Source organism: Clostridioides sp. ZZV14-6154, assembly GCF_020657785.1.
Lineage (GTDB): Bacteria > Bacillota > Clostridia > Peptostreptococcales > Peptostreptococcaceae > Clostridioides.
This window is the reverse complement of sequence record NZ_JAGWCY010000005.1, coordinates 12495-38698: the sequence shown is the minus strand read 5'-3', so window position 1 is coordinate 38698 and position 26204 is coordinate 12495. Positions and strand designations below refer to the sequence as shown.

Annotated in this window: 28 protein-coding genes; 27 read left to right on the top strand and 1 reads right to left on the bottom strand. The window is 29.7% G+C overall.

The window, feature by feature from the left end; translation table 11 throughout:
* Window positions 1-134: 134 nt before the first annotated feature.
* From KGF45_RS11970 to KGF45_RS11840, 27 genes are all read left to right on the top strand, one after another.
* Entirely contained in the window at window positions 135-2702 is a 2568-nt protein-coding gene (locus KGF45_RS11970; protein ID WP_227842624.1) for a sigma 54-interacting transcriptional regulator, read from the top strand.
* A gap of 182 nt (window positions 2703-2884) precedes the next feature.
* Entirely contained in the window at window positions 2885-3337 is a 453-nt protein-coding gene (locus KGF45_RS11965) for a PTS sugar transporter subunit IIA (RefSeq protein WP_227842623.1), read from the top strand.
* Between the two features lie 23 nt (window positions 3338-3360).
* Window positions 3361-3858: a PTS sugar transporter subunit IIB gene (locus KGF45_RS11960; protein ID WP_227842622.1), complete on the top strand. Its 498-nt coding sequence runs from the start codon at window positions 3361-3363 to the stop codon at window positions 3856-3858.
* Window positions 3859-3860: 2 nt separating this feature from the next.
* A complete protein-coding gene (locus KGF45_RS11955) occupies window positions 3861-4262 on the top strand; it encodes a PTS sugar transporter subunit IIA (RefSeq protein WP_227827730.1) in 402 nt (133 codons plus the stop codon).
* A 17-nt stretch (window positions 4263-4279) separates the two neighbouring features.
* Complete coding sequence (locus KGF45_RS11950; RefSeq protein ID WP_227827729.1) at window positions 4280-4768, top strand: PTS system mannose/fructose/N-acetylgalactosamine-transporter subunit IIB; 489 nt, start codon at window positions 4280-4282, stop codon at window positions 4766-4768.
* Window positions 4769-4794: 26 nt separating this feature from the next.
* Window positions 4795-5550: a PTS mannose/fructose/sorbose/N-acetylgalactosamine transporter subunit IIC gene (locus tag KGF45_RS11945; protein WP_227827728.1), complete on the top strand. Its 756-nt coding sequence runs from the start codon at window positions 4795-4797 to the stop codon at window positions 5548-5550.
* Entirely contained in the window at window positions 5550-6413 is an 864-nt protein-coding gene (locus KGF45_RS11940; protein ID WP_227827727.1) for a PTS system mannose/fructose/sorbose family transporter subunit IID, read from the top strand. Before KGF45_RS11945 ends, KGF45_RS11940 begins: the two co-directional genes overlap by 1 nt.
* A gap of 46 nt (window positions 6414-6459) precedes the next feature.
* Complete coding sequence (locus KGF45_RS11935) at window positions 6460-6939, top strand: L-2-amino-thiazoline-4-carboxylic acid hydrolase (RefSeq protein WP_227842621.1); 480 nt, start codon at window positions 6460-6462, stop codon at window positions 6937-6939.
* Between the two features lie 64 nt (window positions 6940-7003).
* Window positions 7004-8311, top strand: coding sequence for a M20 family metallopeptidase (locus KGF45_RS11930; RefSeq protein ID WP_227842620.1), 1308 nt, complete (start codon window positions 7004-7006; stop codon window positions 8309-8311).
* A 16-nt stretch (window positions 8312-8327) separates the two neighbouring features.
* Window positions 8328-8921: an L-serine ammonia-lyase, iron-sulfur-dependent, subunit alpha gene (locus KGF45_RS11925; protein ID WP_227842619.1), complete on the top strand. Its 594-nt coding sequence runs from the start codon at window positions 8328-8330 to the stop codon at window positions 8919-8921.
* Between the two features lie 211 nt (window positions 8922-9132).
* Window positions 9133-9279 carry a DUF2185 domain-containing protein gene (locus KGF45_RS11920; protein WP_413926592.1) on the top strand — a complete coding sequence of 49 codons (147 nt, stop codon included), beginning with the start codon at window positions 9133-9135 and terminating at the stop codon, window positions 9277-9279.
* A gap of 143 nt (window positions 9280-9422) precedes the next feature.
* On the top strand, window positions 9423-9626 hold the full coding sequence (locus KGF45_RS11915; protein ID WP_227827722.1) for a hypothetical protein: 204 nt from the start codon (window positions 9423-9425) through the stop codon (window positions 9624-9626).
* Between the two features lie 240 nt (window positions 9627-9866).
* Window positions 9867-10961, top strand: a complete 1095-nt coding sequence (locus tag KGF45_RS11910) for a helix-turn-helix domain-containing protein (RefSeq protein ID WP_227842617.1) — start codon at window positions 9867-9869, stop codon at window positions 10959-10961.
* Window positions 10962-10965: 4 nt separating this feature from the next.
* Complete coding sequence (locus KGF45_RS11905; RefSeq protein ID WP_227827720.1) at window positions 10966-11166, top strand: PLD nuclease N-terminal domain-containing protein; 201 nt, start codon at window positions 10966-10968, stop codon at window positions 11164-11166.
* Window positions 11163-12083 carry an ATP-binding cassette domain-containing protein gene (locus tag KGF45_RS11900; protein ID WP_413894764.1) on the top strand — a complete coding sequence of 307 codons (921 nt, stop codon included), beginning with the start codon at window positions 11163-11165 and terminating at the stop codon, window positions 12081-12083. The genes KGF45_RS11905 and KGF45_RS11900 overlap by 4 nt, the downstream gene beginning before the upstream one ends.
* On the top strand, window positions 12080-12838 hold the full coding sequence (locus KGF45_RS11895; protein WP_227827718.1) for an ABC transporter permease subunit: 759 nt from the start codon (window positions 12080-12082) through the stop codon (window positions 12836-12838). The genes KGF45_RS11900 and KGF45_RS11895 overlap by 4 nt, the downstream gene beginning before the upstream one ends.
* Window positions 12839-13242: 404 nt before the next feature.
* Window positions 13243-14316, top strand: a complete 1074-nt coding sequence (locus KGF45_RS11890; protein WP_227840052.1) for a DUF362 domain-containing protein — start codon at window positions 13243-13245, stop codon at window positions 14314-14316.
* 68 nt (window positions 14317-14384) lie between these two features.
* Complete coding sequence (locus KGF45_RS11885) at window positions 14385-14648, top strand: hypothetical protein (protein WP_227827716.1); 264 nt, start codon at window positions 14385-14387, stop codon at window positions 14646-14648.
* A 196-nt stretch (window positions 14649-14844) separates the two neighbouring features.
* Window positions 14845-15822 (top strand): biotin synthase BioB, encoded by a 978-nt coding sequence (bioB, locus tag KGF45_RS11880; protein WP_227842616.1) that lies wholly within the window; start codon window positions 14845-14847, stop codon window positions 15820-15822.
* Window positions 15823-16041: 219 nt separating this feature from the next.
* On the top strand, window positions 16042-17064 hold the full coding sequence (locus tag KGF45_RS11875; protein WP_227840054.1) for a LacI family DNA-binding transcriptional regulator: 1023 nt from the start codon (window positions 16042-16044) through the stop codon (window positions 17062-17064).
* Window positions 17065-17105: 41 nt separating this feature from the next.
* A complete protein-coding gene (gene rbsK / locus KGF45_RS11870; protein WP_227827713.1) occupies window positions 17106-17999 on the top strand; it encodes a ribokinase in 894 nt (297 codons plus the stop codon).
* Window positions 18000-18046: 47 nt separating this feature from the next.
* Complete coding sequence (locus KGF45_RS11865; RefSeq protein ID WP_227827712.1) at window positions 18047-19003, top strand: substrate-binding domain-containing protein; 957 nt, start codon at window positions 18047-18049, stop codon at window positions 19001-19003.
* 50 nt (window positions 19004-19053) lie between these two features.
* Window positions 19054-20565, top strand: a complete 1512-nt coding sequence (locus tag KGF45_RS11860) for a sugar ABC transporter ATP-binding protein (protein ID WP_227840056.1) — start codon at window positions 19054-19056, stop codon at window positions 20563-20565.
* On the top strand, window positions 20549-21547 hold the full coding sequence (locus KGF45_RS11855) for an ABC transporter permease (RefSeq protein WP_227827710.1): 999 nt from the start codon (window positions 20549-20551) through the stop codon (window positions 21545-21547). The genes KGF45_RS11860 and KGF45_RS11855 overlap by 17 nt, the downstream gene beginning before the upstream one ends.
* Before the next feature lie 18 nt (window positions 21548-21565).
* The gene (locus KGF45_RS11850) at window positions 21566-22828 is read left to right on the top strand and encodes a M20 family metallopeptidase (protein WP_227842615.1); all 1263 of its coding nucleotides are present in this window, start codon (window positions 21566-21568) and stop codon (window positions 22826-22828) included.
* Between the two features lie 19 nt (window positions 22829-22847).
* Window positions 22848-23591, top strand: coding sequence for a glutamine amidotransferase (locus KGF45_RS11845; RefSeq protein WP_227827708.1), 744 nt, complete (start codon window positions 22848-22850; stop codon window positions 23589-23591).
* A gap of 162 nt (window positions 23592-23753) precedes the next feature.
* Window positions 23754-25139, top strand: a complete 1386-nt coding sequence (locus KGF45_RS11840; RefSeq protein ID WP_227842614.1) for a M20 family metallopeptidase — start codon at window positions 23754-23756, stop codon at window positions 25137-25139.
* Between the two features lie 367 nt (window positions 25140-25506).
* Here the strand turns inward: KGF45_RS11840 and KGF45_RS11835 are convergent, their stop codons facing one another.
* Window positions 25507-26151 carry a nitroreductase family protein gene (locus tag KGF45_RS11835; RefSeq protein WP_227842613.1) on the bottom strand — a complete coding sequence of 215 codons (645 nt, stop codon included), beginning with the start codon at window positions 26149-26151 and terminating at the stop codon, window positions 25507-25509.
* Between the last annotated feature and the right edge of the window lie 53 nt (window positions 26152-26204).

Here is a 26204-nt window from a genome sequence, read left to right as displayed (position 1 = left end):
ACGTAATTTATATTATAAAACGAATAGGAAATAAAATCAATAGTTACACAATTAGACAAAAATATTAAAATATTGTAGAATTAAGCTTAATAATAAATATTTAACAGTATTACTGCTTATATGGGAGGTTAACTATGATACAAAAGAAGCTATCAAGGAAAGAAAAAGTTTTAATTTGCTTGAAAAGGTTAACAGAAGAACACTTGAATCTTAATAATGGCATTAGATTTGGATTTGATGCAGAGTATATTGCTACTGAAGTAGGTATAAATAGAAGTAATGCTAGTAAGGAATTAAATCAATTAATAAAGGAAAGTATTATTATAAAGATAAAGGGAAAACCTGTTCAGTACTTATATAAAGAAAGTATTGAGAGTATTTTAGGAAAGAAACTAAATAAAGGGATATTTGATAATATTAACTCTATAAACGAATATAGTGAAAATGATGCTATCAAAGATGAGTATATTGTAGAGGGTATAAAAAAAGAGAACAATATTTTTAATTTAGTAGGATGTGATGGAAGTTTAAAGTCCCAAATAGAGCAAGCTAAAGCAGCAGTAATATATCCACCTAAGGGGTTGAGTACATTAATAATAGGACCTACAGGAGTTGGTAAATCTATATTTGCAGAATATATGTATAAGTATAGTTTAACTATAAAAGAAGATAGTGATAATGCACCATTTATCATATTTAACTGTGCTGATTATTCTGATAATCAGCAATTATTATTAGCACAGCTTTTTGGATATGTAAAAGGAGCATTTACTGGAGCTGATAAAGATAAGTATGGTATTGTACATGAAGCTAATAATGGAATATTGTTTTTAGATGAAGTTCATAGGTTATCTGCAGAGGGACAAGAAATGCTATTTCTACTTATGGATAAGGGTATATATAGAAGGTTAGGAGAGGCTAATAAGGTACATGAGTGTAGGATTATGATAATTGCAGCTACTACAGAAGATCCAGAAGTAGCAATGTTGGAAACGTTTTTAAGAAGAATACCTGTAACTATAAAGATTCCGTCTTTAGAGGAAAGAGGCTTTCAAGAGAGAATGAAGCTTATATGTTATTTTTTTAAAGAAGAAAGTATTAGGATTGGTGTTAAGTTAAAGGTTTCAAAAGAAGTTATTAAGGCATTTATTTTATATAAGTGTAAGGGAAATATAGGACAATTAAAAAGCGACATACAATTAATTTGTGCAAGAGCTTTTTTAGATTATATGACCTATAAAAGGGAATGTGTATATGTAAGACTCTCTCTTCTACCAAACAATATTAGAGAATCATTATATGGAAATAATAGAAAAGAGGAGTTTGTACAAAACTTCAGTTTTATTGGGAAAGATGATATTATTTTTTTACCAGAAGGAAAGAATTTTGAAAGTGAAAATTTATTAATAGAAAATAAAAAATATGATTTAGATTTCTATGGAATGATAAAAGAAACTTGGAATAAACTTCAACAAGAAGGTATTAAAGAGTCACAAATTAGAAGCGTTATAGATGAAGATATACAGAAGTATTCCTATAATTTAATGAATACTTTTATATATAATAGTAGTAATCAAACAGCTTATAACAATATTGTTAATGATTCAATTGCAACTACTGTGAAGTATATTTTACAAAAGCATGATAAATGGAGCAAAAGAGAAGGATTAGATAAATTAATAAAAGCTATAGCCTTACATATTCAGAATTTAATTGAAAGAATAAAGATTGGGAACATAGTAAAGCATCCTAATAAAGATGAAATTATGAAGGAAAGAGCATATGAATATAACATAGCAAAAGAAATATTATCTAACATGTCATTAATGTATGGAGTTGAGTTTCCAGAAGATGAAGCAATTTTTTTAGCAACGTTTCTTTATTTATCTTATGTGGGATTAAATGAGGAGAGTATAGCAATATTAGTTATAATGCATGGTGAATCTACGGCATCTAGCATGGTGAATGTAGCTAATACTTTACTGGATTGTAACCATGCAGTGGCAATCAATATGGGATTAGAGGATAGAGTTCAGGATATTTTAGTCCAAGCTGTAGAAATAGCCAATGAAATTGACAAAGGAAAGGGAATTTTAATTCTAACTGATATGGGATCTATTTTAACATTTGCTAAAGTTATTCATGATGCTACTGGAAAAGAAGTAAAAGCAATAGATATGGTAAGTACACCTATTGTAATAGAAGCAACTAGAAAGGCCCTAACTCCGGAAATGACATTAGAGAAATTATATTTTAATATTATAGAATCTATAAAGAAACATTATGGAGATATGGAAATTACATATGCTGAAAAAGATAATGGTGGTAGATATTTTGATAGATTACTAATTGATAATATTAGTAAAACTTTGACTTTTTTAAATGGGGAAAAGGCTTATTTTATATTAAAAGAAGTAATTAATAGAATTAGCGAACATTATTCTTTAGTAATTCAAGATGAACTTTTAGTAAAGTTTATATTTCATTGTTCATGTATGATTGAAAGAGTAATAATAAAAGAGTCTTTAGTTTATAAATCATATGAAGAAAGAATTAGTAGAAGTAAAGCATTATATTTAGTTATAAAAGAAAGTTTTAAGCTTGTAGAAGAGACATTCGATATAATCATTTCAGATATGGAATATGCAAATATATTAGATATATTTGAATCACAGTATGATACAGATAAATTCAAAAGTTGATACAAAACTTAAATATAGCCAAAAGGCTATCTTTTTTTTACTTCTTTTTGATACAGATTTGATACAGGTTTGAAAAAGATTTTGATACATATTGAAAGAGTAAGCTTTTTTTATAAATTAAGTAAAAAGATTTGATTAAATCCTGTAAAATAGCCATTTGTTATTGATACACATAAGTTGGCATGGCAATTGCTTATATAAAAAGTGACAAGAAAAGTGAGGTGAGATTGGTGATTGGGATAATAGTTATGACTCATGGGAGTTTTAGTGAAGAAATTATAAAAAGCTGTGAACTTATTGCAGGACCAGCAGAAAGAACAGCAGCAATTAAACTAAATAGGAATGATAATATTGAAGACTTAAATAGAAATTTTGTAGAAAAGTTAAATGAATTAGATGAAGGTGACGGAGTTTTAGTATTAGCTGACCTATTAGGAGGTTCACCAAGTAATGTAGCAAGTTTAAACCTTAAAAAAGGTGGAAAGTTTCATGCACTTACTGGAGTAAATCTTCCAATGCTACTTGAAGCTTTAATTAATAGAGAGGGAAAAAGTTTAGAAGAGTTAGCAGAGACATGCATTGAAGCGGGGAAAACTGGTATAAACCATATTAATAAAGTTCTTAGCTCAATGTAATAGAAAAAGGAGTTCGATTAAAAATGTCTTTAGTAAAATATTGCAGATGTGATGATAGATTAATACATGGTCAAGTGATATATAAATGGGTTAAGCATCTAGGTGTTAAAAAAATAGTAGTAGTAGATGATGAAACAACCAATGATGTTATTGCCAAAGGTTTGATAAAAATGGCAGCACCAAAGAATATTGATTTATCAATATTAACTGTAAGTGAATCAAGGAGGTATTTTTATAATAACCAAGCTGATGATAACGTTTTTGTATTAATTAAAAACTTAGATACTGCAAATAGAATGAGAGAAGAAGGAATTGATATTAAAAAACTTATTATTGGAAGAATACCTACAGGGATAGGAAAAAAGAAAATATCTCAAAATGTATACATTAATAAAAAAGAGTTTCTTTTAATAGATGAATTTATTAAAAAAAATATTAATGTATCAATTCAAATGGTACCTGATGAGGAAGAAGTAGAATTAAATCAAAGTATTAATCGCTATAAAGGAGAGTTTGTTTAGCAATGAATAAATATAAGGTAATCATACTCTGCCATGGAACGTGGGGAAAGGTATTAGTAGAAGAAGCAAATAAAAATTTTGGATTGTCAAATCAATACGAAGTTTTATCACTAAGCTCTGAAAAAGATATTTCTGTATTCATGAAAGAGGTTGAAGAAGTAGTAGATAAAGAGGATGTGAAAATTATAATATCAGATCTGTATGGGGGATCTACGTCAAGTGTTGCAATAGCTGTTGCTATAAGAAGAGGGATAGATGCAATAAATGGACTTAGCTTACAGACAATTTTAATCGTAGATGAAGAATTAAGCAAAGAAGATAAAGTACATACATTACCAGAAAGAATCGTCAAAAAAAATAATAACCTTTGTGTGGATTTAATTAAAGAATTTAAAAAAATATAAATTATGAGGTGGATATAATGGCAAAAATAACATTAGTAAGAGTAGATCACAGATTAATTCATGGACAAGTTATAACAAAATGGGTGAAAATCGCTCAAGCTCAAAAAATAGTAATAGTTGATGACTTCTTAGGTCAAGATGAATTTATGGCTGATGTATATAGAATGGCAGCGCCATCAGGAGTAGAAGTAGCTATTTTAACAGCAGAAGATGCAGGACAAGCATTCCAAAACAATATTTTAGGAGATAAAAATATATTTATTCTATTTAAGAACGTTGATATGGCAAATAAGGCGTATAAGGCTGGACTTAAATATGAAAAGATTCAATTAGGAGGTATTCCAAATGAAGCAGGAAAGAAGATGGTATTTACAGCTGTTTCATTAGGAAATGAAGATGTAGAACAACTAAATGAACTTAATGAAGATGGGGTTGAAATAGTTCTACAAGTTATACCAGAGGAATCATCTATGACATATGAAAATGCCTTAAAGAAGTTTAAATAAAAATTATAAATTAGGAGGAATTATAAATGGAATCTGTTTTGATGTTGGCAATTGTAACAGGATTATGGTATTGGTTTGCAGCAGGTCTTGCAGGGTATACCCTTTTCTCAACACTAAAGTCCCCTTTATTTATAGGTTTTAGCCTTGGATTACTTTGGGGCGATGTAACAACTGGTATGATTGTTGGTGCAAGTATAGAAATGGTTTATCTAGGAATGGTAGCAGCAGGAGGAAATATTCCATCAGATAAATGTTTAGCTGCTCTTATTGCAATACCAGTAGCACTTCAAACTGGTGTTAATGCAGAAGTTGCAGTATCTATTGCGGTACCTTTAGGTGTCATAGGAGTATTAGTTAATAACTTAAGAAGAACTGGTAATGCTGTATTAGTTCATAAGGCAGATAAGTATGCCGAAGAAGGTAATACAAAAGGTATCTGGAGATGTGCAACACTTTATTCTTTAATATTTGGGTTTGTTTTAAGATTTCCAATAGTTTTTGTATGTAACTTTTTTGGAGCAGATTTAGTTCAATCATTATTAGATGTTATACCACAATGGTTAATGAATGGATTAACAGTAATGGGTGGTATATTACCTGCATTAGGTTTTGCAACAACAATATTTACTATAGGTAAAAATAAATTCTTACCAATGTTTATTATAGGATTTTTTATGGTTCAATATTTTGAAATATCAATTACTGCAGCTGCAATATTTGGTGTTTGTATAGCTCTTTTAGTTACATTTATGAAAGAAGATAAAAGGGTGGGTGAAGTATAATGCAAGAAATAAAAAATAAAGAAGCTAAAGATGAGCAAGGTACAACTGAAGTTAATAAGATAAGAGTACTTACGAAGAAAGATGTAACAAAAACATATCTAAGATGGTGGTGGACAGCAGAATTATCTAACTCTTTTGAAAGAATGCAAGCATTAGCAGTTTGTGCAAGTTTCACTCCGGCTTTAGAAAAGTTATATAAGAAAAAAGAAGATTTAATAGATGCGTTAAAGAGGCACTTACAATTTTTTAATACTCAAGCTATATGGGGAGGGTTAATTCATGGTACAGTTTTAGCTATGGAAGAAGAGAAAGCTACTGAAGGAAAAATCCCAGGAGAAGTTATTTCAGGTGTTAAGAATGGGCTTATGGGACCTTTGGCTGGAATTGGAGATACTTTAGATTTTGGTACATTTCAAACAATATTCTTAGCTTTAGGTGCTTCGTTTGGAGCAGAAGGAAGTGTTATAGGTGCATTTTTCCCAATAATGTTTAGTATATTACTATTTTGCGAAGGTTATTACTTATTCCATTTAGGATATTCTTTAGGTAGAGATTCAATTAAGAAAATTCTATCAGGTGGTATTGTCAATAAGATAATTGATGGTGCTTCAATTCTAGGAATGTTTATGATGGGAGCATTATCTGCAACTACAGTTAAGCTTTCAACTCCATTATCATTTGATATTGGTGGTAAAGCAATTGTTGTTCAAGATACATTAAACATGATTGCTCCAGGTTTATTACCACTTGGTGTTGTATTCTTCGTATATTGGGGAATGAAATACAAGAAGTGGACAATAACTAAGTTATTAGTAATTTTAGTTGTAGTAGCATTAGTAGGATCATTCATTGGAATATTCTAATTTACAATGGTTAAAATATAGAATTTAATTTTAGGAGGAGAAAGAAATGTCAGAAAAAATGTATACAGAAAAGGAATATTTAGAAGGAATTAGAGGAGCAACAGGAGAAAGAGCAGTATGGTTCTATCTTCTTATGAAAGAAGCTGAAAAATTAGGAGTTAATCAAGATGATATATGTAAAGAAGCAATATATGGATTTGGTAAAATGAGAGGCCAAAAATATAGATTAGCAGATACTCCAGGAAAAATGGCAGAAATGTTATATAACAGTAAAGGACAAAAAGTGTTTGAAATGGAATTAGTAGAAAATACAGATGAGAATGGAGTTTTAAAATTCCATCACTGTCCATTAGATGCTGCTTGGAAAGAATATGGATTAACTAAAGAAGAAAGAAAAGAAATTTGTAGATTAGCTTGCTACGGTGATTATGGAAGAGTTGATTGTGCACAAGGTGTTAGATTAGAGTTTGCTCAAAAATGTGCTCATGATGATGAAGTTTGCGAATTAGTATTCACAAGAAAATAGTTTTTAATGCTAAAAGCCTGTTCTTTAAGGACAGGCTTTAAAAAAACAGAAGGTAGGTTGATTTATGGATATAAGCAGAAGCATAGATAATAGTTTAAATAGAACAGTAGAATTCCTAAAAGAATTAATAAAAATTGATACACAACAAGGTGAACCTATTTCACAATGTCCTTTTGGTATAGGACCTAAAAAATCTTTAGAGAAAACTTTAGATTACTGCACTAGTTTGGGTTTTAGCGTTAAAAATATTGATAATTATATTGGATATGCAGAAATTGGGGAAGGAGAAGAATTAATAGGAATTCCAATGCATTTAGATGTAGTTCCACCAGGAGATGGGTGGAGTGTAGAACCATTTTCGGGAGCAGTAATTGACAATATTATTTATGGAAGAGGTGCCATAGATAATAAGGGGGCTGTATCTATGCTTATACATGTATTGAAAAACATAGAGGATACGTACCCTACAATTAATAAAAGAATAAGATTAATTTTTGGGACAAATGAGGAAACAGGTATGGAGTGTATCAAATATTATTTAGATAAAGATGAAGAAATTCCAAGTATGGGCTTTACTCCAGATGCGATGTATCCAGTGGTTAATGGAGAAAAAGGAAGAGTTCATATAAGGATAGAAAAAGAGATTAAAATTGATAAAAGCAAACCTTACATAATAGTAAGGGGAGGAACTAAAGAAAATGTTGTTCCGTCTCATTGTACTGCAAAAATTATTAATGGAATTATTTCAGAGTTAACTACTAAAGGAGTAGCTGCGCATGCAAGTAATCCTGAAAAGGGAGAAAATGCTATATCTAAAATGATAATAAAGATAGTTGAAGATAATATGGATTTTCAGTATAGAGAAGATATAGAATTAGTTTCAAAATACCTTTGTAGTGACTATTATGGAGATGCATTGGGAATTAATCAATATGATGAGGTATTCAAAAGCACTACTTTAAATTTAGGAATATTAAAAATGAATGAGGAAAAAATCATATGTGAGCTAGATATAAGGTATGGTAAAAATATAGTTTTAAACAATATAATAGATAGATTCAAAAAGTTTTTTTGTAATGGTTGGAAAATAAAAGTTATTGCTCATAAAGACTTACATTATGTGGATGAGAGTAATTTAGTACTTAAAAAGTTATTAGAAGCCTATGAAGAAGTAACAGATGAAAATGGATATACAATTGCTATGGGTGGTGGCACATATGCAAGTTGGTTTAAAGATATGGTGGCGTTTGGACCTAAGTTCTTAGCGTATAAAACTGGCGGTCATGGAGCAGATGAAAGAGTACCAATAGAGCATATACGAAAGAATATGGAGATATATACCTTGGCTTTAATAAAACTATTAGAATTGTAAAAGGAGAAGAGATCTTATGTGCAAATATATAGATATCTTAAAAAGAGAGATAAAACAAATTCAACTTTATTTAAGTGCAAACATAATTAAGAATGCATTAGGGATAGGTATACCTGGAACTGGGAAAATAGGAATAGAAATAGCAGCTGCACTCGGTGGAGTTATTAAAAAATCAGAAAAAAAGTTAGAGATATTATATAATTTTACTAAAGATGAATTAGAAAAGGCTAATGAAATAGTTGATTTTAATGAAATAAAATTACATTTAAAAGAATATATGGGAAGATTATCACCACTTTGTGGAGCAGGTATTGCAGGGGCTACAGGAGCTTGTTGTGGAATGACATATCTACAAGGGGAGACGTTAGAAAATATAAAGAGAGCAATTAATAACATGTTAGCTGATTTATCAGGATTAATTTGTGATGGAGCAAAAACAAGCTGTGTATTAAAGATAGCTACTGCAACTAATCCAGCTATACAATGTTCAACATCATCAAATACTATTCCATCATCTAAAGATGGAATAGTATTTGATGATGTTGAAGAGACAATAAAGAGTATAGCAAAGTTAGTAAAAGAAGGACTTGCAAATACTGATAACAAGTAGGCAAAAGGTACATAGAAAATTGTTAATAAAGTACGAAATCTCTTGTATTTATACAGGGTACAGCGATTTTTATAGGTGTGACATGACATTTCACATAAATTAGAAGTTATAGAGGAAATAAGTATGAAATTATTAAAAAAAGATGATTTTATAAAAGTTAAGGTCGAAAAGTTAATTGAGTGGAATGAGCCAAATGGAGAAGGTTGTATATGTGTTCGCAATCAATACAATTTTTAACTATGATAAAGATATTATTCCATACTTACATGCAGATGTTGGAAGTGCATATATAAGAATAGATAGCAATAACTTTGAAGTTGATGATGGTTTAAAAGAAATCTTTATCCATGAACAATAATAAAAATTATAGTTTATACAATTTAATATGATGTATGTACAAGCAGTTAGTTTAAATGATTGACTTCTTTTCTTTTATAGATTTTTATATAACAGGTAATTATCAATACATGATAGTTGCCTGTTATGATTGGAGGAATAAATATGAATAATAACTTTATAAAAGAATTAAATGAAAAAATTGAAAAGTATTGTGTTTCACAGACAAGGCTTGCTGTTGCTGTTGGCATAAAAGATATTTTACACATCAATCCTAAATATATGTTGCAATGTGAATATGGAAAATATGGATATGAAAACAAATATATTATTGGTTATATTAAAAGATATTTTATACAAGACGTTTAAAAAACATGATAAATAAAAACTATATTTGGATATATTCATCTGTGATTTTGTATAATGATGCGGATAAAATTGGAATAATAAACAAATTATGTAAATTATGTTTAAAAATATATTTAAGCAGGTATCTAAGATATCTGCTTATTTGTTTCCCTATGGTTGATTTTTTCATCAAAAGTCAACTTTAAATCGCTTGTTAGGTTTATGGATTTAAGGATATAATTATACAAAGGAGGCGTTGATATGAATGAATTAAACATTGCAAAAACACTGATTTTAAAGCGTAAAGAAAAAGGAATTACACAAGATGAACTTGCAAATTATATAGGTATCTCTAAAGCTTCTGTGTCTAAATGGGAAACTGGGCAAAGCTATCCTGATATCACTTTTTTGCCACAACTCGCGACATATTTCAACATTACAATTGATGAATTAATTTGCTACGAACCACAAATGATTAAGGAAGATATTAATAAACTATATCAGCGATTGTGTAAAGATTTTACTGTTAAACCATTTGACGAAGTTATGGATGAAATAAGAGAAACCATAAAAAAATATTATTCATGCTTTCCTTTGATTTATCAGATGGGGATTTTGATAATTAATCATTATGACCTTGTAGATGAAGAAAAACGTGAACTATTAATTAGTGAAGCATTAGAAATTTTTATTCGAATACGAGAAACAAGTGATGATATAGAAATTTGTCGTCAGTCAAAAGGTATGGAGGCAACTTGTTATATCTTGTTAAATCAACCTATAGAAGTTATTGATTTATTTCAAGATAGCAATTTTCCCATGGTAAATGAAAGCATACTTCTTGCACAGGGACAAATGATGAATGGTCAAACTAATGAAGCTAATGAAACGTTACAGATTGGAGCATATCAGAATCTTACGTTATTAGTTCAAGATTTAGTGGGACTTCTGCAAAACTCAGATAAATCACAAATTAAAGAAATAGAAAGACGTATTTTAATAATTTCAGATACTTTTGACCTTAATGCATTATCTCCTGGTGTTATGTTTTCTGTATATTTGACCCAGATACAAATGAATTTAATACATGGAAATACTAAAGGAGCTATTAAGTCGTTACAAAGATATGTAGATTTGGCAATAAGTGATATATATCCAATTATGTTACATAGTGATGACTTTTTTAATCATATCGATGGCTGGATTTCTGAGATTGGAGCAGGTATTACACGTGATGATACAATTGTAAAGGCAGGTATTGTTGCGGCTATTAAGAATAATCCTATGTTCTCTGTATTAAATGAGAACAAAGAATACAGATTTCTTATAGAAAAATTATCTTTATTGGAGGAATAAAATTATGGAAAATTTAATGGAATATCTACCGCTTTTGCTTCCTGTTATTATTTTAAATTTAATACTTGTAATTACTGCACTTATTCATATAATAAAACATCCAAATTATAAAATTGGTAATAAGGCAATATGGATTCTTTTAGTATTATTTATAAGTATAATAGGCCCAATTTTATATTTCACTATAGGAAGAGGTGATGAATGATGAATATTGTTTCAATAAATGGGTTATCAAAAAGTTTTGGTAATCGAAAGATAATAGATAATCTAAATCTTACTGTACCAGAAGGGTCAGTTTTTGGATTTGTAGGTAAGAATGGTGCAGGCAAGACTACAACAATGAAAATGGTGCTTGGGTTACTTGAAACAGATAGTGGAACTATAAATGTTTGTGGTGAGAAAGTGATCTATGGAAGAATAAGTTCTAACCGCCATGTAGGTTATCTACCCGATGTTCCAGAGTTTTATAACTATATGAGACCACTTGAATATCTTTCTCTTTGTGGAGAAATTACAGGGCTTTCAAAACAAGAAATAAAGTTAAGAAGTGAAGAGTTGTTGTCACTTGTAGGACTTGGAAATGAAAAGAAACGAATAGGTGGATTTTCTCGTGGAATGAAGCAACGTCTTGGGATAGCTCAAGCATTACTTTCACGCCCTAAATTACTTATTTGTGATGAACCAACAAGCGCACTTGACCCTGTTGGTAGAAAAGAAATATTAGATATTATGCTTAAAATCAAAGACTCAACAACCGTAATATTTTCAACACATATACTGTCTGATGTTGAAAGAATTTGTGACCATGTTGCCATATTAAATAAAGGAAGCATTGCTCTTAGTGGTACACTTTCAGAAATAAAAAGTATGCACGGAAAAGATAGACTTTTATTGGAGTTTTCAAGTAATGATGAAATCCAAGCATTTAAATCTAGTAGTAGTATTAGATCCTTACTTAAAGATTCAGAAGAGACTAATATGGAAATTATTTTCCATGGTAAAGATATAAAATCAATACAACAAACAGTCATATCTACACTTGCAGAAATGAATCTTTGTCCAATAAAGATGGAATTAATAGAATTGTCACTTGAAAATTTATTTTTGGAGGTAGTAAAGTGAGAGAATACATAGCATTTACAAAAAAAGAATTTGTAGAGAACATAAGAAATTATAAATTATTTAGTCTGATTACTTTATTTTTAATATTAGGTATAAGTAGCCCTCTTTCTGCAAAATTTATGCCAGACTTGATTGCCCATTTTGCGCCAACTTTAAAAGTTACTGCTGCACCAACTGCTTTAGATTCTTGGACACAATTTTCTAGCAATATCTCTGGTCTTGGCATGAGTTTAACTCTAATTATTTTTTGTAATATTTTATCGAACGAATATTCCAAAGGAACACTTGTTATTATGCTGACTAAAGGATTGTCACGTTCGTCTGTAGTATTGTCTAAATTTTCTATTGCAATAATTATTATGACCATTGGTTTCTGGCTGAGCTTTTTATGTACTTATGGTTATACAATGTATTTTTGGCCAACTGCAAATCTTAATCATGTTGTATTTTCAGCATTTAACTTATGGATAATTGGTATTATGTATATTACTATATTAATTCTTGGATGTGTACTATTTAGACCAGCATTTGCAAGTGTATTACTTGTATTAGTAGCAACTATTGTTTTGAGTTTAATTTCTATTCCTAAACAGGTTGCACCTTATACGCCTAATTTTATATTATCAAAAAATATAGATTTGATTTCAGGTAAAGTGACAGCTCCAGAATTTATTATTCCAATCATTGTAACAATCATTATTTCAATAGTGTGTCTGTTATCAGCTGTTATTTTATTTAATAAAAAACCAGTTTAATGATATCTTTATTATAAATATAAATAGCACTGTATTGTGTGAAAATATACTTAGTAATGTATAAGAATATATCTAAGTAAAAAAGATTTGAACTTAAGTTTCAAGTCTTTTTTTGTTTTAGTCGTACTCATTATGTTTTATAATAATTAAATTATTACCTTAAGGAACTGTTTAAAAATAAAAAAGGAGATAGATTATAATCTAGTGATTATCAGTTATTTAAGATATGCTATAAGTATATAGAGCCTAAACTAGTAAAGAGTTAAAACAATGTAGTAAGGAGTTAAAATAATATTGTTTTTATTAAATAAAGATAAGAATCTTTAATTGTGGTAAAATATACTAAAAAATTACTTTAAAAGTGATAAAATTAATTCAAGTAAATATTTTAAAGGGGTGTAGATATGGAAAAGTCAAAAGTATATTTTTGTGATTTATATTCAAATTCGCAAAATAAGAATGTACCAAATAATGTGAGAAGATTGTTTGATAAAGCTGGATTTAAAGATTTAATATCAAAAAATGACCAAGTCGCAATAAAACTTCACTTTGGAGAAAAGGGAAATACTACATATATGAGTCCTGTTGCAGTTAGACAGGTAGTTGATAAGGTTAAGGATTGTGAAGGCAAGCCATTTTTAACAGATACAAATACATTATATACAGGGAGTAGAACAAATTCTGTAGACCATCTTACAACAGCTATAGAAAATGGTTTTGCCTATGCAGTGGTAAATGCGCCAGTAATAATTGCAGATGGATTGTACAGTAGAAATTATGAAAATGTACAAATAGATAAAAAACATTTTGAAAGTGTAAAAATAGGTGGCGAAATTTATAATTCTTCTGCAATGATAGTAATGAGCCATTTTAAAGGTCATGAAGCAGCAGGTTTTGGAGGAGCATTAAAAAATTTAGCTATGGGGTGCGCAAGTGCAGCAGGAAAGCAAATGCAACATTCTGATGTTACTCCTGGAGTAAATGAAAAGAAGTGTATAGGATGTGGAAAATGTGTTAATTCTTGCCCAACAAAAGCTATAAGTATAGTAGATAAGAAGGCAGTAATAGACTCTGATGTATGCTATGGTTGTGGGGAATGTCCGACTGTCTGTCCAACTAGGGCAGTAACTATACAGTGGGAAAGTGACTCAGATGTATTTGTTGAAAAAATGGCAGAATACGCTTATGGAGCAGTATCAAATAAAAAAGATAAGGTTGGGTATATAACTTTTGTTATGAATGTGACTCCACTTTGTGATTGTGTACCTTGGTCAGGTAGACCGATTGCACATGATATAGGAATATTAGCATCAACAGACCCTGTAGCCATTGAGCAAGCATGCTATGATTTGGTTTGTAAGGAAATGGGTCATGATGTGTTCAAACATGAGCATCCTCATGTAAATGGAACTAGAATAATAGACTATGCATGTGAAATGGGAATGGGAAGTAAAGAATATGAATTAATAAAATTATAAGAATAGATAGACTTAAATGCATATAATGATGTAAGAGGAATTTAAAAGTATCAAAGGAGTATGCATTTATGAAAATTTACTATGAAAAGGAAAATAGCAAGAAAGCAAATGTAAACAATATTCCAAGTGTATTTGCATTTAATTTTCTAAGAAATTTTTTAACAAGTAAAGAATATGAAGAAACTAGAAAAGAATATTTTATAAATAATCTAACAAAGAGTCAAGTTAATCAAGCTATGAAAGATTTAAAGTGGCTTTTTAGAGAGTATGAAGGCTTAGAGATTATTACAATGGAAAGCTTGGATGGAGTAAAAACAAGGATAGTTTTGTAAATTATTAAAAATACTGCTTTAATAATGATATGTATAATATAATTTGTTATACTAATGTCATTTTAAAGCAGTATTTTTTATTTTTAAATAGTAAACCTATATCTAAAATAAAGTTGACCATTAAATAGGAAATATGTAATACTATATATAATAAGTAAACTATGAAAGTTAAAAAGGTTGACTAATAGGAGGGCATATGAAAGAATACATAATCAAATTAAAAAATAAAGTTTTAAATGGAAAAGAAATAAGTTATAAAGAAGCTTTTAGTTTAATAAATATTGATACAAATAATAAACATGATTTTGATATTTTATTAGAAGCAGCAAATGAAATAAGAGAATTTTTTATGGGTAACAAGGCAGATTTATGTACAATAGTAAATGCAAAATCTGGGAAATGCAGTGAAGATTGTAAGTTTTGTGCTCAGTCATCTCATTATAAAACTGGTATTGATGAATATTCATTACTCAATTATGACGTGATTTTAAATAGGGCTAAAGAAATGGAAAGTAAAGGAGTCCATAGATTTTCTTTAGTTACAAGTGGGAAAGGAATGACAGGGGATGAGTTTAATAATATTTTACATATTTATGAAGGTTTAAGAGAGAATACCAGTCTAAAATTGTGTGCATCTTTGGGGATTATAGATTATAATCAAGCTGAAAAATTAAAAGAAGTAGGAGTATCTACATATCATCATAATGTTGAGACATCTAAGGATAATTTTGAAAGCATATGTACAACACATACATATGAAGAAAGAATAAAAACCATCAAAGAAGCTAAAAGAGCAGGTCTAGATGTATGTGTTGGTGGAATAATTGGAATGAATGAGAGTAAAGAACAAAGACTGAAGATGGCATTTGAAATAAAAGAGTTAAATGTGAAGTCATTTCCAATAAATATTTTAAATCCAATTGAGAATACTCCAATGGAAAATTATGATGTATTAGAACCAATGGAAATATTGAAAACAACAGCAGTATTTAGATTTATAATTCCTAATATATATATAAGATATGCTGGTGGAAGATTGTCCTTAAAAGGATATGATAAGGTAGGATTTAATGGGGGCGTAAATTCTGCAATTGTCGGTGATTATTTAACAACTGTAGGAAATGGTATTGAAAATGATAAAAAAATGATTGAAGAACAAGGCTTTAAAATTTAATAGAAATTGCTTAAATTAATTAATATACTTTTTAAGAATTAAAAAAGTATATTAATTTTTTTTGGAAATCGGCTAATATGCTAAATTTAAATTAATAGTCGAAAATATTTTGAAAAATAAGAAAAATATCAAAATTTGTATAAAGTAGTTGCAAAGCGAAAAAAGATGTGATAGTATCTAGGTAACCGGTTAAGTAAAACGGTTTCCTAAATTGTGGGGGTGAACTTCTTGAGTATAACTATAAAAGAGATTGGCGAATTGGCTGGTGTTTCCAAAACAACTGTGTCAAAAGTCATTAACAATAAAGATGAAAATATAAGTCAAGCAACAAGAGAAAAGATTTTAAAAATAATGAAGGAAAAAAATTATGTTCCAAATAAATTGGCACAAAGTTTAGTGACTAAAAGAACAAATACAATAGGACTTCTTATACCAGATATACGAAATCCATTTTTCACAGACGTATCAAGAGGTGTTGAAGATAAAGCTAATGAGGAAGGCTATAATATAATTTTATGTAATACAGATGAAGATGCCAAAAAGGAATATGAAGGGATAAGAACATTATCAGAAAGAATGATAGATGGAATTATCTTTGCAGCATCGTCAAATACAAACTGGAAAGAGGCAAATTACAAAGATATAAAAATACCAACAGTATTAATTGATAAGAAAATAAGTATGAATAAAGAAACCTTAAAAGGGATAGTCAAAATAAATAACTTTGAGGGTGCATATATAGCTACAAAACATTTATTGGATATTGGACATAAGAAAATAATATATTTAAGTGGTCCACTTCAAAATGAAATAGCAATAGATAGATTAGAAGGATATAAAAAAGCTTTAACTGAGTATAATTTAGATTACAATTCTAATTATGTATTTGAAGGAAAATATAAGATTGAATGGGGGCAAGAATTTATAAAAACTTTAGAAGAGATAGATTTTAATGCGATATTTTGTGCAAATGATTTGATTGCAATAGGTGTTATCAGAGGTCTTCAAGAAAGAGGATTAAATATACCAAACGATGTAAGTGTTGTGGGATTTGATGATATTCAAACTTCTAGTTTAATAAGTCCTCCACTTACAACAGTACGACAACCATCTTATGATATAGGATATAAAGCCAGTGAAATATTAATAAATTGTCTAAGAGGAGATAAGAAAGAATCCTTTGATGAATTAATTTTCAAACCAGAACTAGTGGTAAGAGCTTCAACGAAAGAAAGTAATTAACAGCAAGAAAGGCATAAATAGATATGTAAAGGAGTAATGTAATGGGAAACATAGTTGTCATAGGAAGTGTAAATATGGACATGGTATGTTCTGTAGATAAAAGACCAGAAAAAGGAGAAACAATACTAGGTAATAGTTTTTTTACATCACCTGGGGGAAAAGGTGCTAACCAAGCAGTTTCAGCATCTAAGTTAGGTGCAAATGTAAAAATGATATCTTGTATAGGGGAAGATAGCTTAGGCGAAGAATTGATACGAAATTTTAAAGAGAATAAAGTTGATTATAATTTGATAGCTAGAAATAATCAAAAAAGTTCTGGTGTTGCTGTCATAACACTATGTGAAAATGATAATAGTATTGTTGTTGTGCCAGGAACAAATGAGCTAGTAGATATAAATTTAATTAAAAAGAATGAAGAAGAGATAAAGAATGCAGATATAGTATTACTACAGTTAGAGATTCCAATAGAAACAATAAATTATGTGGTAAATTTCTGTTTTGAAAATAAGATAAAGATTTTATTAAATCCAGCACCAGCAATAAGATTAGATGAAGATATAATAGAAAAAGTAACTTATTTAACACCAAATGAACATGAATATAAGATAGTTTTTGACACAGAGGAAAGTATAGAAGAAGTATTAAAAAAACATCCAAATAAACTTGTAATAACAGAAGGAAAAAATGGAGCTAGATTTTATGATGGCAAAGAAGTAAAACATGTGTCTTGTATAAATGTTGATGTTCAAGATACTACAGGGGCAGGAGATACTTTTAATGGAGCATTGTCAGTAGCTATAACAGAAGGCAAAGACTTATATACAGCGGTAGGGTATGCTGTAGTAGTGTCAGGACTCTCTGTAACAAAATTAGGTGCTCAATCTGGAATGCCTTATAGGGAAGATGTTGAAAAATATTTAGATATTAATAAATAAAAATTAAAATTGTTCAAATCTAAAACTATTAAAAATGGAGGGTAATTATGAGAAAAATTTTATCTTTAGGAATTGTTGCAACACTAGCAGTAGGAATGTTAACAGGATGTTCAATGGATGGACCAAGTAAATCAGAAAAGAAGGATAGTTCAGCTAAGAAAGATTTAACTATAGGAGTATCTACAATAACTCTTCAACATCAATTTTTTATAGACATTGACGAAGGGATAAAAGAAAAAGCTAAAGAACTAGGTGTAAAAGTCATAGTAAATGACCCAGACCAAGATGTAGCTAAACAAACATCAGCTATAGAAGATTTTATACAACAAGATGTAGATGGAATGATAGTACTTGGAACAGACAACTCAGCTATAGTACCAGCTGTAGAAGGAGCATTTGAAAAAATGCCTGTAGTTACAGTAGATGCTGTATTAAATACTGAAAATATTACAAGTTATGTTGGAACAGTTAGTTATGATGCTGGTAAAAAATTAGGCGAATACACTAAAAAGTACATAGATGAAAACTTAGGTGGGAAATCAGAAATTGCAATAGTAACAGATTTAAAATCTCAAATACAAATGCAAAGAATAGATGGATTTAAAGAAGCATTAAAAGGTTCAGCTAATGTTAAAATATTAAACTCACAACCAGGATATGATAGAGAAGAATCTCTTAATACTGTAGAAAACTTAGTTCAATCTAATCCAAATGTAGATATAATATATGCAACAGCTGAAAATAGTGTATTAGGAGCTAAAGCTGCACTTGAATCTGCAAAAAATAAGGATGTTAAGATTGTAGGATTTGATTTAACTGATGAAGCAGCAACTGGAATAACAGATGGAACTGTTCTTGCTATGATTCAGCAACAACCTAAAGAAATGGGACGTTTGGCAGTAGAAGCAGTAGTAAAGGCTATAAAAGGTGAAAAAGTAGAGAAAAATATACCAGTACCAGCTTTACTTTATGATAAAGAAAATATAAAAGACTTTAAGAATTAATAAAAAATAAGATTATTTAAAAGAAATCCTATCTAAAAAGGAGTGTCATTATGAGTAATATAATTCTAAAGTTAAGTAATATTGCTAAGGAATTTCCTGGAGTTAGGGCGTTAGATAATGTTAATTTTGAGTTATTTCATGGCGAAATTCATGCACTACTGGGTGAAAATGGTGCTGGTAAATCAACAATGATAAAGATTTTAACTGGTGCACATGCAAAGACTTCTGGTAAATTTATTTTTGAGGGAAAAGAAATAGAAAATATATCACCGGATATTTCTAAAAAAATAGGTATAAATGCCATATATCAAGAATTAACAGTATTTGATGAATTGACAGTAGCACAAAATATTTTTATGGGAAAAGAAATAAGTGGCAAGGTCTTAACTAATGATAAAAAAATGAATGAAGAATCTAAAAAGATTTTTGACAATATGGGAATAGATATAAATCCAAGTAGCTTAGTCAAAGAACTTAGTATAGCTCAAAAGCAAATGGTTGAAATCGCAAGAGTTTTATCATCAGAAACTAAGGTCTTAATAATGGATGAGCCAACATCTTCAATAAGTAAAAAAGAAACTGAGATACTTTTTAGACTTATAAATGATTTAAAGAGTAGTGGAGTTAGTATAATATATATTTCTCATAGAATGGAAGAACTTTTTGAGATTTGTGACAGAATAACTATAATGCGAGATGGGAAAACGATTTCGACTTTGAATACCAAAGAAGTATCATCTGAGGAAGAATTAGTTAATTTAATGATAGATAGAAAATTAGACCAATTTTTCCCTAAAAGAAAAGTAGAAATCAAAGAAGAAATTATGAGGGTAGAAAATCTAACTAAAAACAATGTTTTTAATAATGTCAGTTTTAACATAAGAAAAGGCGAAATCTTAGGAATAGGTGGACTAGTTGGAAGCAAGAGAAGTGAAATCGTAGAAGCTATATTTGGACTTAGAACATATAACTCTGGGAAAATATATTTAAATAATAAAGAAATTAAATTCAAAACACCATCAGATGCAATTGAAAATGGTTTAGGGTTGATAACAGAAGATAGAAAAGGTACTGGATTATTTTTACAGATGAGTGTCAAAGAAAATACAACTATGGCGGGATTAAAGAAAGTATCTAAATTTAAATCAGTTATAGACAGAAAAAAAGAAAAAGAAGTTTTAGAAAAATACATAGAAGCTTTAAAAATAAAGACTCCACATATGAATCAGGTTATACAGAGTTTAAGTGGTGGTAACCAACAAAAAGCTATAATAGCCAGATGGCTTTTATTACAACCAGACATATTAATTATGGATGAACCAACTAGAGGTATAGATGTAAATGCTAAAGCAGAGATATACAATCTAATGGGTGACTTGGTAGAGGATGGTGTAAGTATCATAATGATATCTTCAGAGATACCAGAATTGATATCAATGAGTGACAGAATAATGGTTATGAGAGAGGGTCATATAAGTGGCTTTTTAGAAGGTGAAGAAATGGTTGAAAATAATGTATTAAAATTGGCTTTTGGAGGTAAAATTAATGAGTTCAATAACTAAGCATAAAGAGAATACTTCATCTCCATTATTATCAAAATTAACAAGTGTATTTAAAGACCAGGGGAGTGCAGCTATAGGACTTGTAATAATTTTTATAATAATGAGTGTAGCTTCATCTAATTTTTTAACTTTAGATAATTTAATTAATGTTGGAAGACAAATATCAATAAATGCAATTCTTGCAGTAGGGATGACTTTTGTAATAATTACAGGAGGAATAGACTTAAGTGTAGGAGCAGTAATTGCTTTAGTAGGTACATTCTGGGCTACAACAGTAGTAAATTATAATGCACCCATATGGGTAGGCATGTTACTTGCATTAGCAATTGGAACAATACTAGGTGTCATAAAAGGTGCAATTATTTCAACACAAAAACTACCACCATTTATCGTAACTTTAGCTATGTTGACGATAATAAGTGGAGCAAGTTTTGTGTTTACAGGAGGGAGACCTATATCAGTAAACACAGATGCATTTAAGATGCTGGGTAGAGGATATGTTGGACCAATACCAATACCAGTTATAATTATGATTATAGTTGTAATAGCAGGACATTTTCTCTTAAAAAGAACTGATTTTGGACGCCATGTACATGCTGTAGGTGGGAATGAAGAAGCAGCTAGACTATGTGGAGTAAAGGTAAATAAAGTTATAGTTAAAGTGTATGCCTTAGCTGGATTATTAACAGCCTTAGCTGGAATAATATTATCTTCACGTTTAGCATCAGGTTCACCAACTGTTGGAGATGGAGCAGAATTGGATGCTATAGCAGCGGTTGTGCTTGGAGGTACTAATATGATGGGTGGTTCTGGTTCTATAGTAGGTACATGTATAGGTGTTGGAATAATAGGAATATTGGGAAATGGATTAAACCTATTGAGTGTATCTTCATATAATCAGATGATTATAAAAGGTTTGGTAATGTTATTTGCTATATGGATAAATAACATAAAATTAAAAAAGTCAGCTAAAGCAAAATAATAAATCTTGGGAGGAAATATGAAAAAAATTCTCTTAGATACATTAAATAGTAACAAACAAGAATATATAGATTATTTAAAAGAGCTTGTAAGTATCAAAACCGAAGATGTAGGTCATGGAATACTAGGTGGATTTGAAAAGGAAGGTCAAGAATATATTGAAAAACTTGCAAATTCCATAGGGTTTAGTGTAAATAGACAAGAAATGAGCGAAGATTTAATTAAAAAGGCAAAATACATATATAAAGAAGGTAATCTAGGTCACAATTATGATGATAGATATAATTTAATATGTAAGTACAGTGATAATTTGCCTGGTAAGACAATAGTTTTTAATGGTCATGTAGATACTATGCCACCTGGTGATATAAAAAAGTGGAGATATAATCCATATTGTGCTACAGAAGATAAAGGCAAGCTTTATGGACTTGGAACTGCAGATATGAAATCTGGCCTAATAGCCTCAATATTAGCTGTAAAACTTATAAAAGATAGTGGATTAAATATACCTGGCAATATAAAGGTAATGTCAGTGGTAGATGAAGAAGGCGGAGGAAATGGAACTATAAATGCAGTTATGAATGGCATTGATGGAGACTATTGTGTAATTTGTGAACCATCAGAGAAGGACATAATAATTGCACATATGGGATTTGTATTCTTTGAGGTTGAAGTTAAAGGTGTATCTCTCCACTGTGGAAGCAAGTGGGAAGGTGTAAACGCTATAGAAAAAGCGATGTTATTACTTCAAGATATAAAAGAGTTAGAACATAATTGGCTTATGAAATATAAACATGCTTTATTACCTCCACCTACAATAAATCTAGGTTTAATAAATGGTGGAACAGCAGGTTCTACTGTACCAGATAAGTGTGTATTTAATTTATGTGTACATTTCTTGCCAAATACAATGAGTTATGAGCAAGTTGTAGACGATATAACTAAGGTTATAATGACAAGAGCTGATGGAGATTTATGGCTTAAAGATAATAAACCAGAGATAAACATATATCAATCAGGATTAGGTTTTGAGACGGACAAGCAATCTGAATTTATAGTTAATACTCAAAAGATATTAGAAGAAACCTTAGAAAGAAAGTTAAATATAAAAGGGTCAACGGCTGGAAATGATGCGAGACTGATGAAAAACTTAGCTAAAATTCCAACATTAATATTAGGTCCAGGTTCAATAGAACAATGTCATGCGATAGATGAGTATGTTGAAATTCAAGAGTATTTAGACAGTATACTTATGTATGCCAGTCTAATATTAAACTTATAAAAGTAGGAGGAATATATAGATGAAAAAAGTATTAATAGTAGGGGAATCATGGGTAAAAAATATAACTCATATAAAGGGATTTGACACATTTGTTACAACACATTATGAAGAAGCAGTAAAATGGTTAAAAGAAGCAGTGGAGTCTGGAGGCTATGAAGTAGTTTATATGCCTGCACATGTAGCAGCAGACAGCTTCCCATATAAATTGGAAGAGTTAAATGAGTATGATTGTATAATATTATCTGATATAGGTTCTAATACATTCTTATTATCTAATAGTACATTTATAGATTGTAATAGTAATCCAGATAGACTTGAATTAATTAAAGAGTATGTAAATAGTGGTGGAGCATTAATCATGGTAGGTGGATATATGTCATTTACAGGTATAGATGCAAAAGCTAGATTTGGAGAAACTGCTATCAAAGATGTATTGCCAATAACAATGATAGATAAAGATGATAGAGTTGAAAAACCAGCAGGAATAACTCCAGTTGTTGTTGATTCTGAACATCCAGTTTTAAAAGATATACCAAAGGAATGGCCACAGTTCTTAGGATATAATAAGACAATAGCTAAAGATAATTGTCCTGTACTAGCGACTATTGGAGGAGACCCATTTGTAGCTATTGGTGAATTTGGAAAAGGAAAATCTGCTATCTTTAGTTCTGATTGTGCACCTCATTGGGGTCCAAGAGAATTTACTGATTGGAAATATTATAATAAATTATGGGTTAATATGCTTGATTGGTTAACATGCTAAAAATTTTATAAATTTAAAAGACCTCTTACTTGATAAAATGAAACTTACAAGTCAAGAGGTTTTATTGTATAAAGTAGCTGTACAATAGAAAATATTTTTAAATCAGTTATTTTGGTTAGTAATTGATAAGTTATTAGAAATAAGGAGGTTTATACGATTAATATGAGTGATTTAAATAAAAAGTTTTTAGTTGAATATATAGATGAGATACAGGAAGAGTTAAGAGATATATCAGATAAAATATGGAAAAATCCAGAACTTCAATATAAAGAATATTATGCTTCAAACTTACAAAAAGAATATTTAAAAAAACATGATTTTAGTGTAGATGAATTAGAGGATATAGATACAGCATTTGTAGCTAGCTATGGAGAAGGTAAACCAGTTATAGCAGTTTTGGGAGAATATGATGCCTTAGGTGGTTTGTCTCAAAAAGTATCCATTACAAAAGAATCTATTTCAGATGGTGGTGCAGGTCATGGTTGTGGACATAATTTACTTGGTACAGGTTCAATAGGAGCTGCAATTGCAATAAAGGAATTAATCAAACTAAAAAAATTGAAAGGAACTATAAAATACTATGGATGTCCAGCAGAAGAAGATTTGTCAGGAAAAGTATTAATGATAAAAAAAGGCTTCTTTAATGGAATCGATTGTGCATTTAGTTGGCATCCATTTGATATAAACACTCCAATAAGAATTCCAACACTTGCTAATTATTCTGTAAAATTTAGATATAATGGGATTAGCGCTCATGCAGCACAAGCTCCTTATAACGGAAGAAGTGCACTTGATGCAGTGGAACTTATGAACATAGGTTGTAACTATTTAAGAGAGCATATATTTGATAGCTGTAGAGTTCATTATGTAACTACTAATGGTGGAGAAATGCCAAATATAGTTCCAGACTTTGCAGAAGTATGGTATTACATAAGAGGAGTTAAAATGGAGCATGTAAGAGATGTATTTGACAGAATTGTTGATATAGCAAAAGGAGCAGCATTGATGAGTGGTACTAGTATGGAATATAATATTATAAGTGGAGTATATGACTATATTCCAAATACAATATTAACAGATGTTTTATCACAAAACATGAAATTGATAGGGGTACAAAAGTATGATGAAGATGACTACTATTTTGCAAAAAAATTAGCTGAAACAGTGTCTATAGACAAAAGAATTAGTGTTTCTAGTGTATTGAGTGGAAACAAGGAGATTACTAAGATGAATCTACATGATGAAGTTACAGATGATACCTTTACTCATAATAACTGTATATCACTGTCATTAGATATTGGAGATGTTAGTTACATAACTCCCACAGCACAATGTTCTTGTTCAGTTTGGCCTATTGGTATTTCTGCTCATACATGGCAATCTTGTGCTAGTGCAGGTTCTGACATGGGATTTAAAGCGATGTTGTTAGCATCTAAATCTATAGCATGTTCAATAAATGATGTAATGCTTGATGAATCTATTGTAAATAAAGCAAAAAAGGAATTAAAAGATACTTTAGGCAGTTTTGAATATACTCCAATTATTTAAAAACTAATTTAATGTAAGTAAGATTGAATTGTATAAAATAGTATAAATATATATTGCGAGCCACAGGAATAATTAAATTCTAAGACACAAACAGAAGTAAAAATAATTGATTATGATGGATATACATATACTTTAAAAGAAATACAGGAAAATTATTTACCAGGGTTGAAGGAAAAGAATTTAATTTCATGCTCAATAAAAGGACTTATAATTTATAAGTCCTTTTATTATATTTATTCTTTGTTTGTAATTAATCTGATTATCTTAGGTTCAGTTAAATTATAGATTCCTCTGAGAAACAACATGTCACCTATTATTAAAAATATGTAAGAATAGTTTATAAATATTTGATTTTCAATATTATTTATTATATCCATTTTATGGATGGATGAGGAACGGCTCTGCCTTCCTTAGTTACAGATGCTGTAGGGAAACCAATTGTACAGGCATCAAATCCATATTCACCTGTTGGTATTCCTAAAATATCGCAAAAATCTTTATTATTACTTAATCTTCCTATTATACTAACAAGTTCAAAACCTAATCCTAAAGCAGTTGCTTTAAGCCACATATTCTGCATAACATGAGATAATGACTTTTGTTCTATGGCTGGTATTCCACGACGTTCTGCCACAATAATAAGATAAGGTGCTGTCCCTACACCAAGAACCCCTTTTTTAACTTGCATCTTTAAAGAAGTAATGAAGGATTGTAGAGTGATGTCGTTCTCCGCCTCCTTCTCATGGGTTGATATTTGAGTTTTAATAACATCAACAAGAATAGTTTTAATTTTATCCATTTGTAAACTGTTATTTGAGATAACAAAAAAATGTCTAAAATCTGTTTGCTTTGCTACTGCAAGTATTGCATAAGGTGCAAGTCTTCCAGTTTCAATTATTTTTTCAACTAGTTCTTTTGAAGGTATTTCTTTTGTAAAACTTCTTATGGATCTTCGAGTTCTTAACAGCATATCCAAAACTTCATTAGCATTGTTTTTATCTAAATTGTTCATTTTTATCCTCCATTAATACTATTCTTAAGATATCCTATAATGCATCCATATAA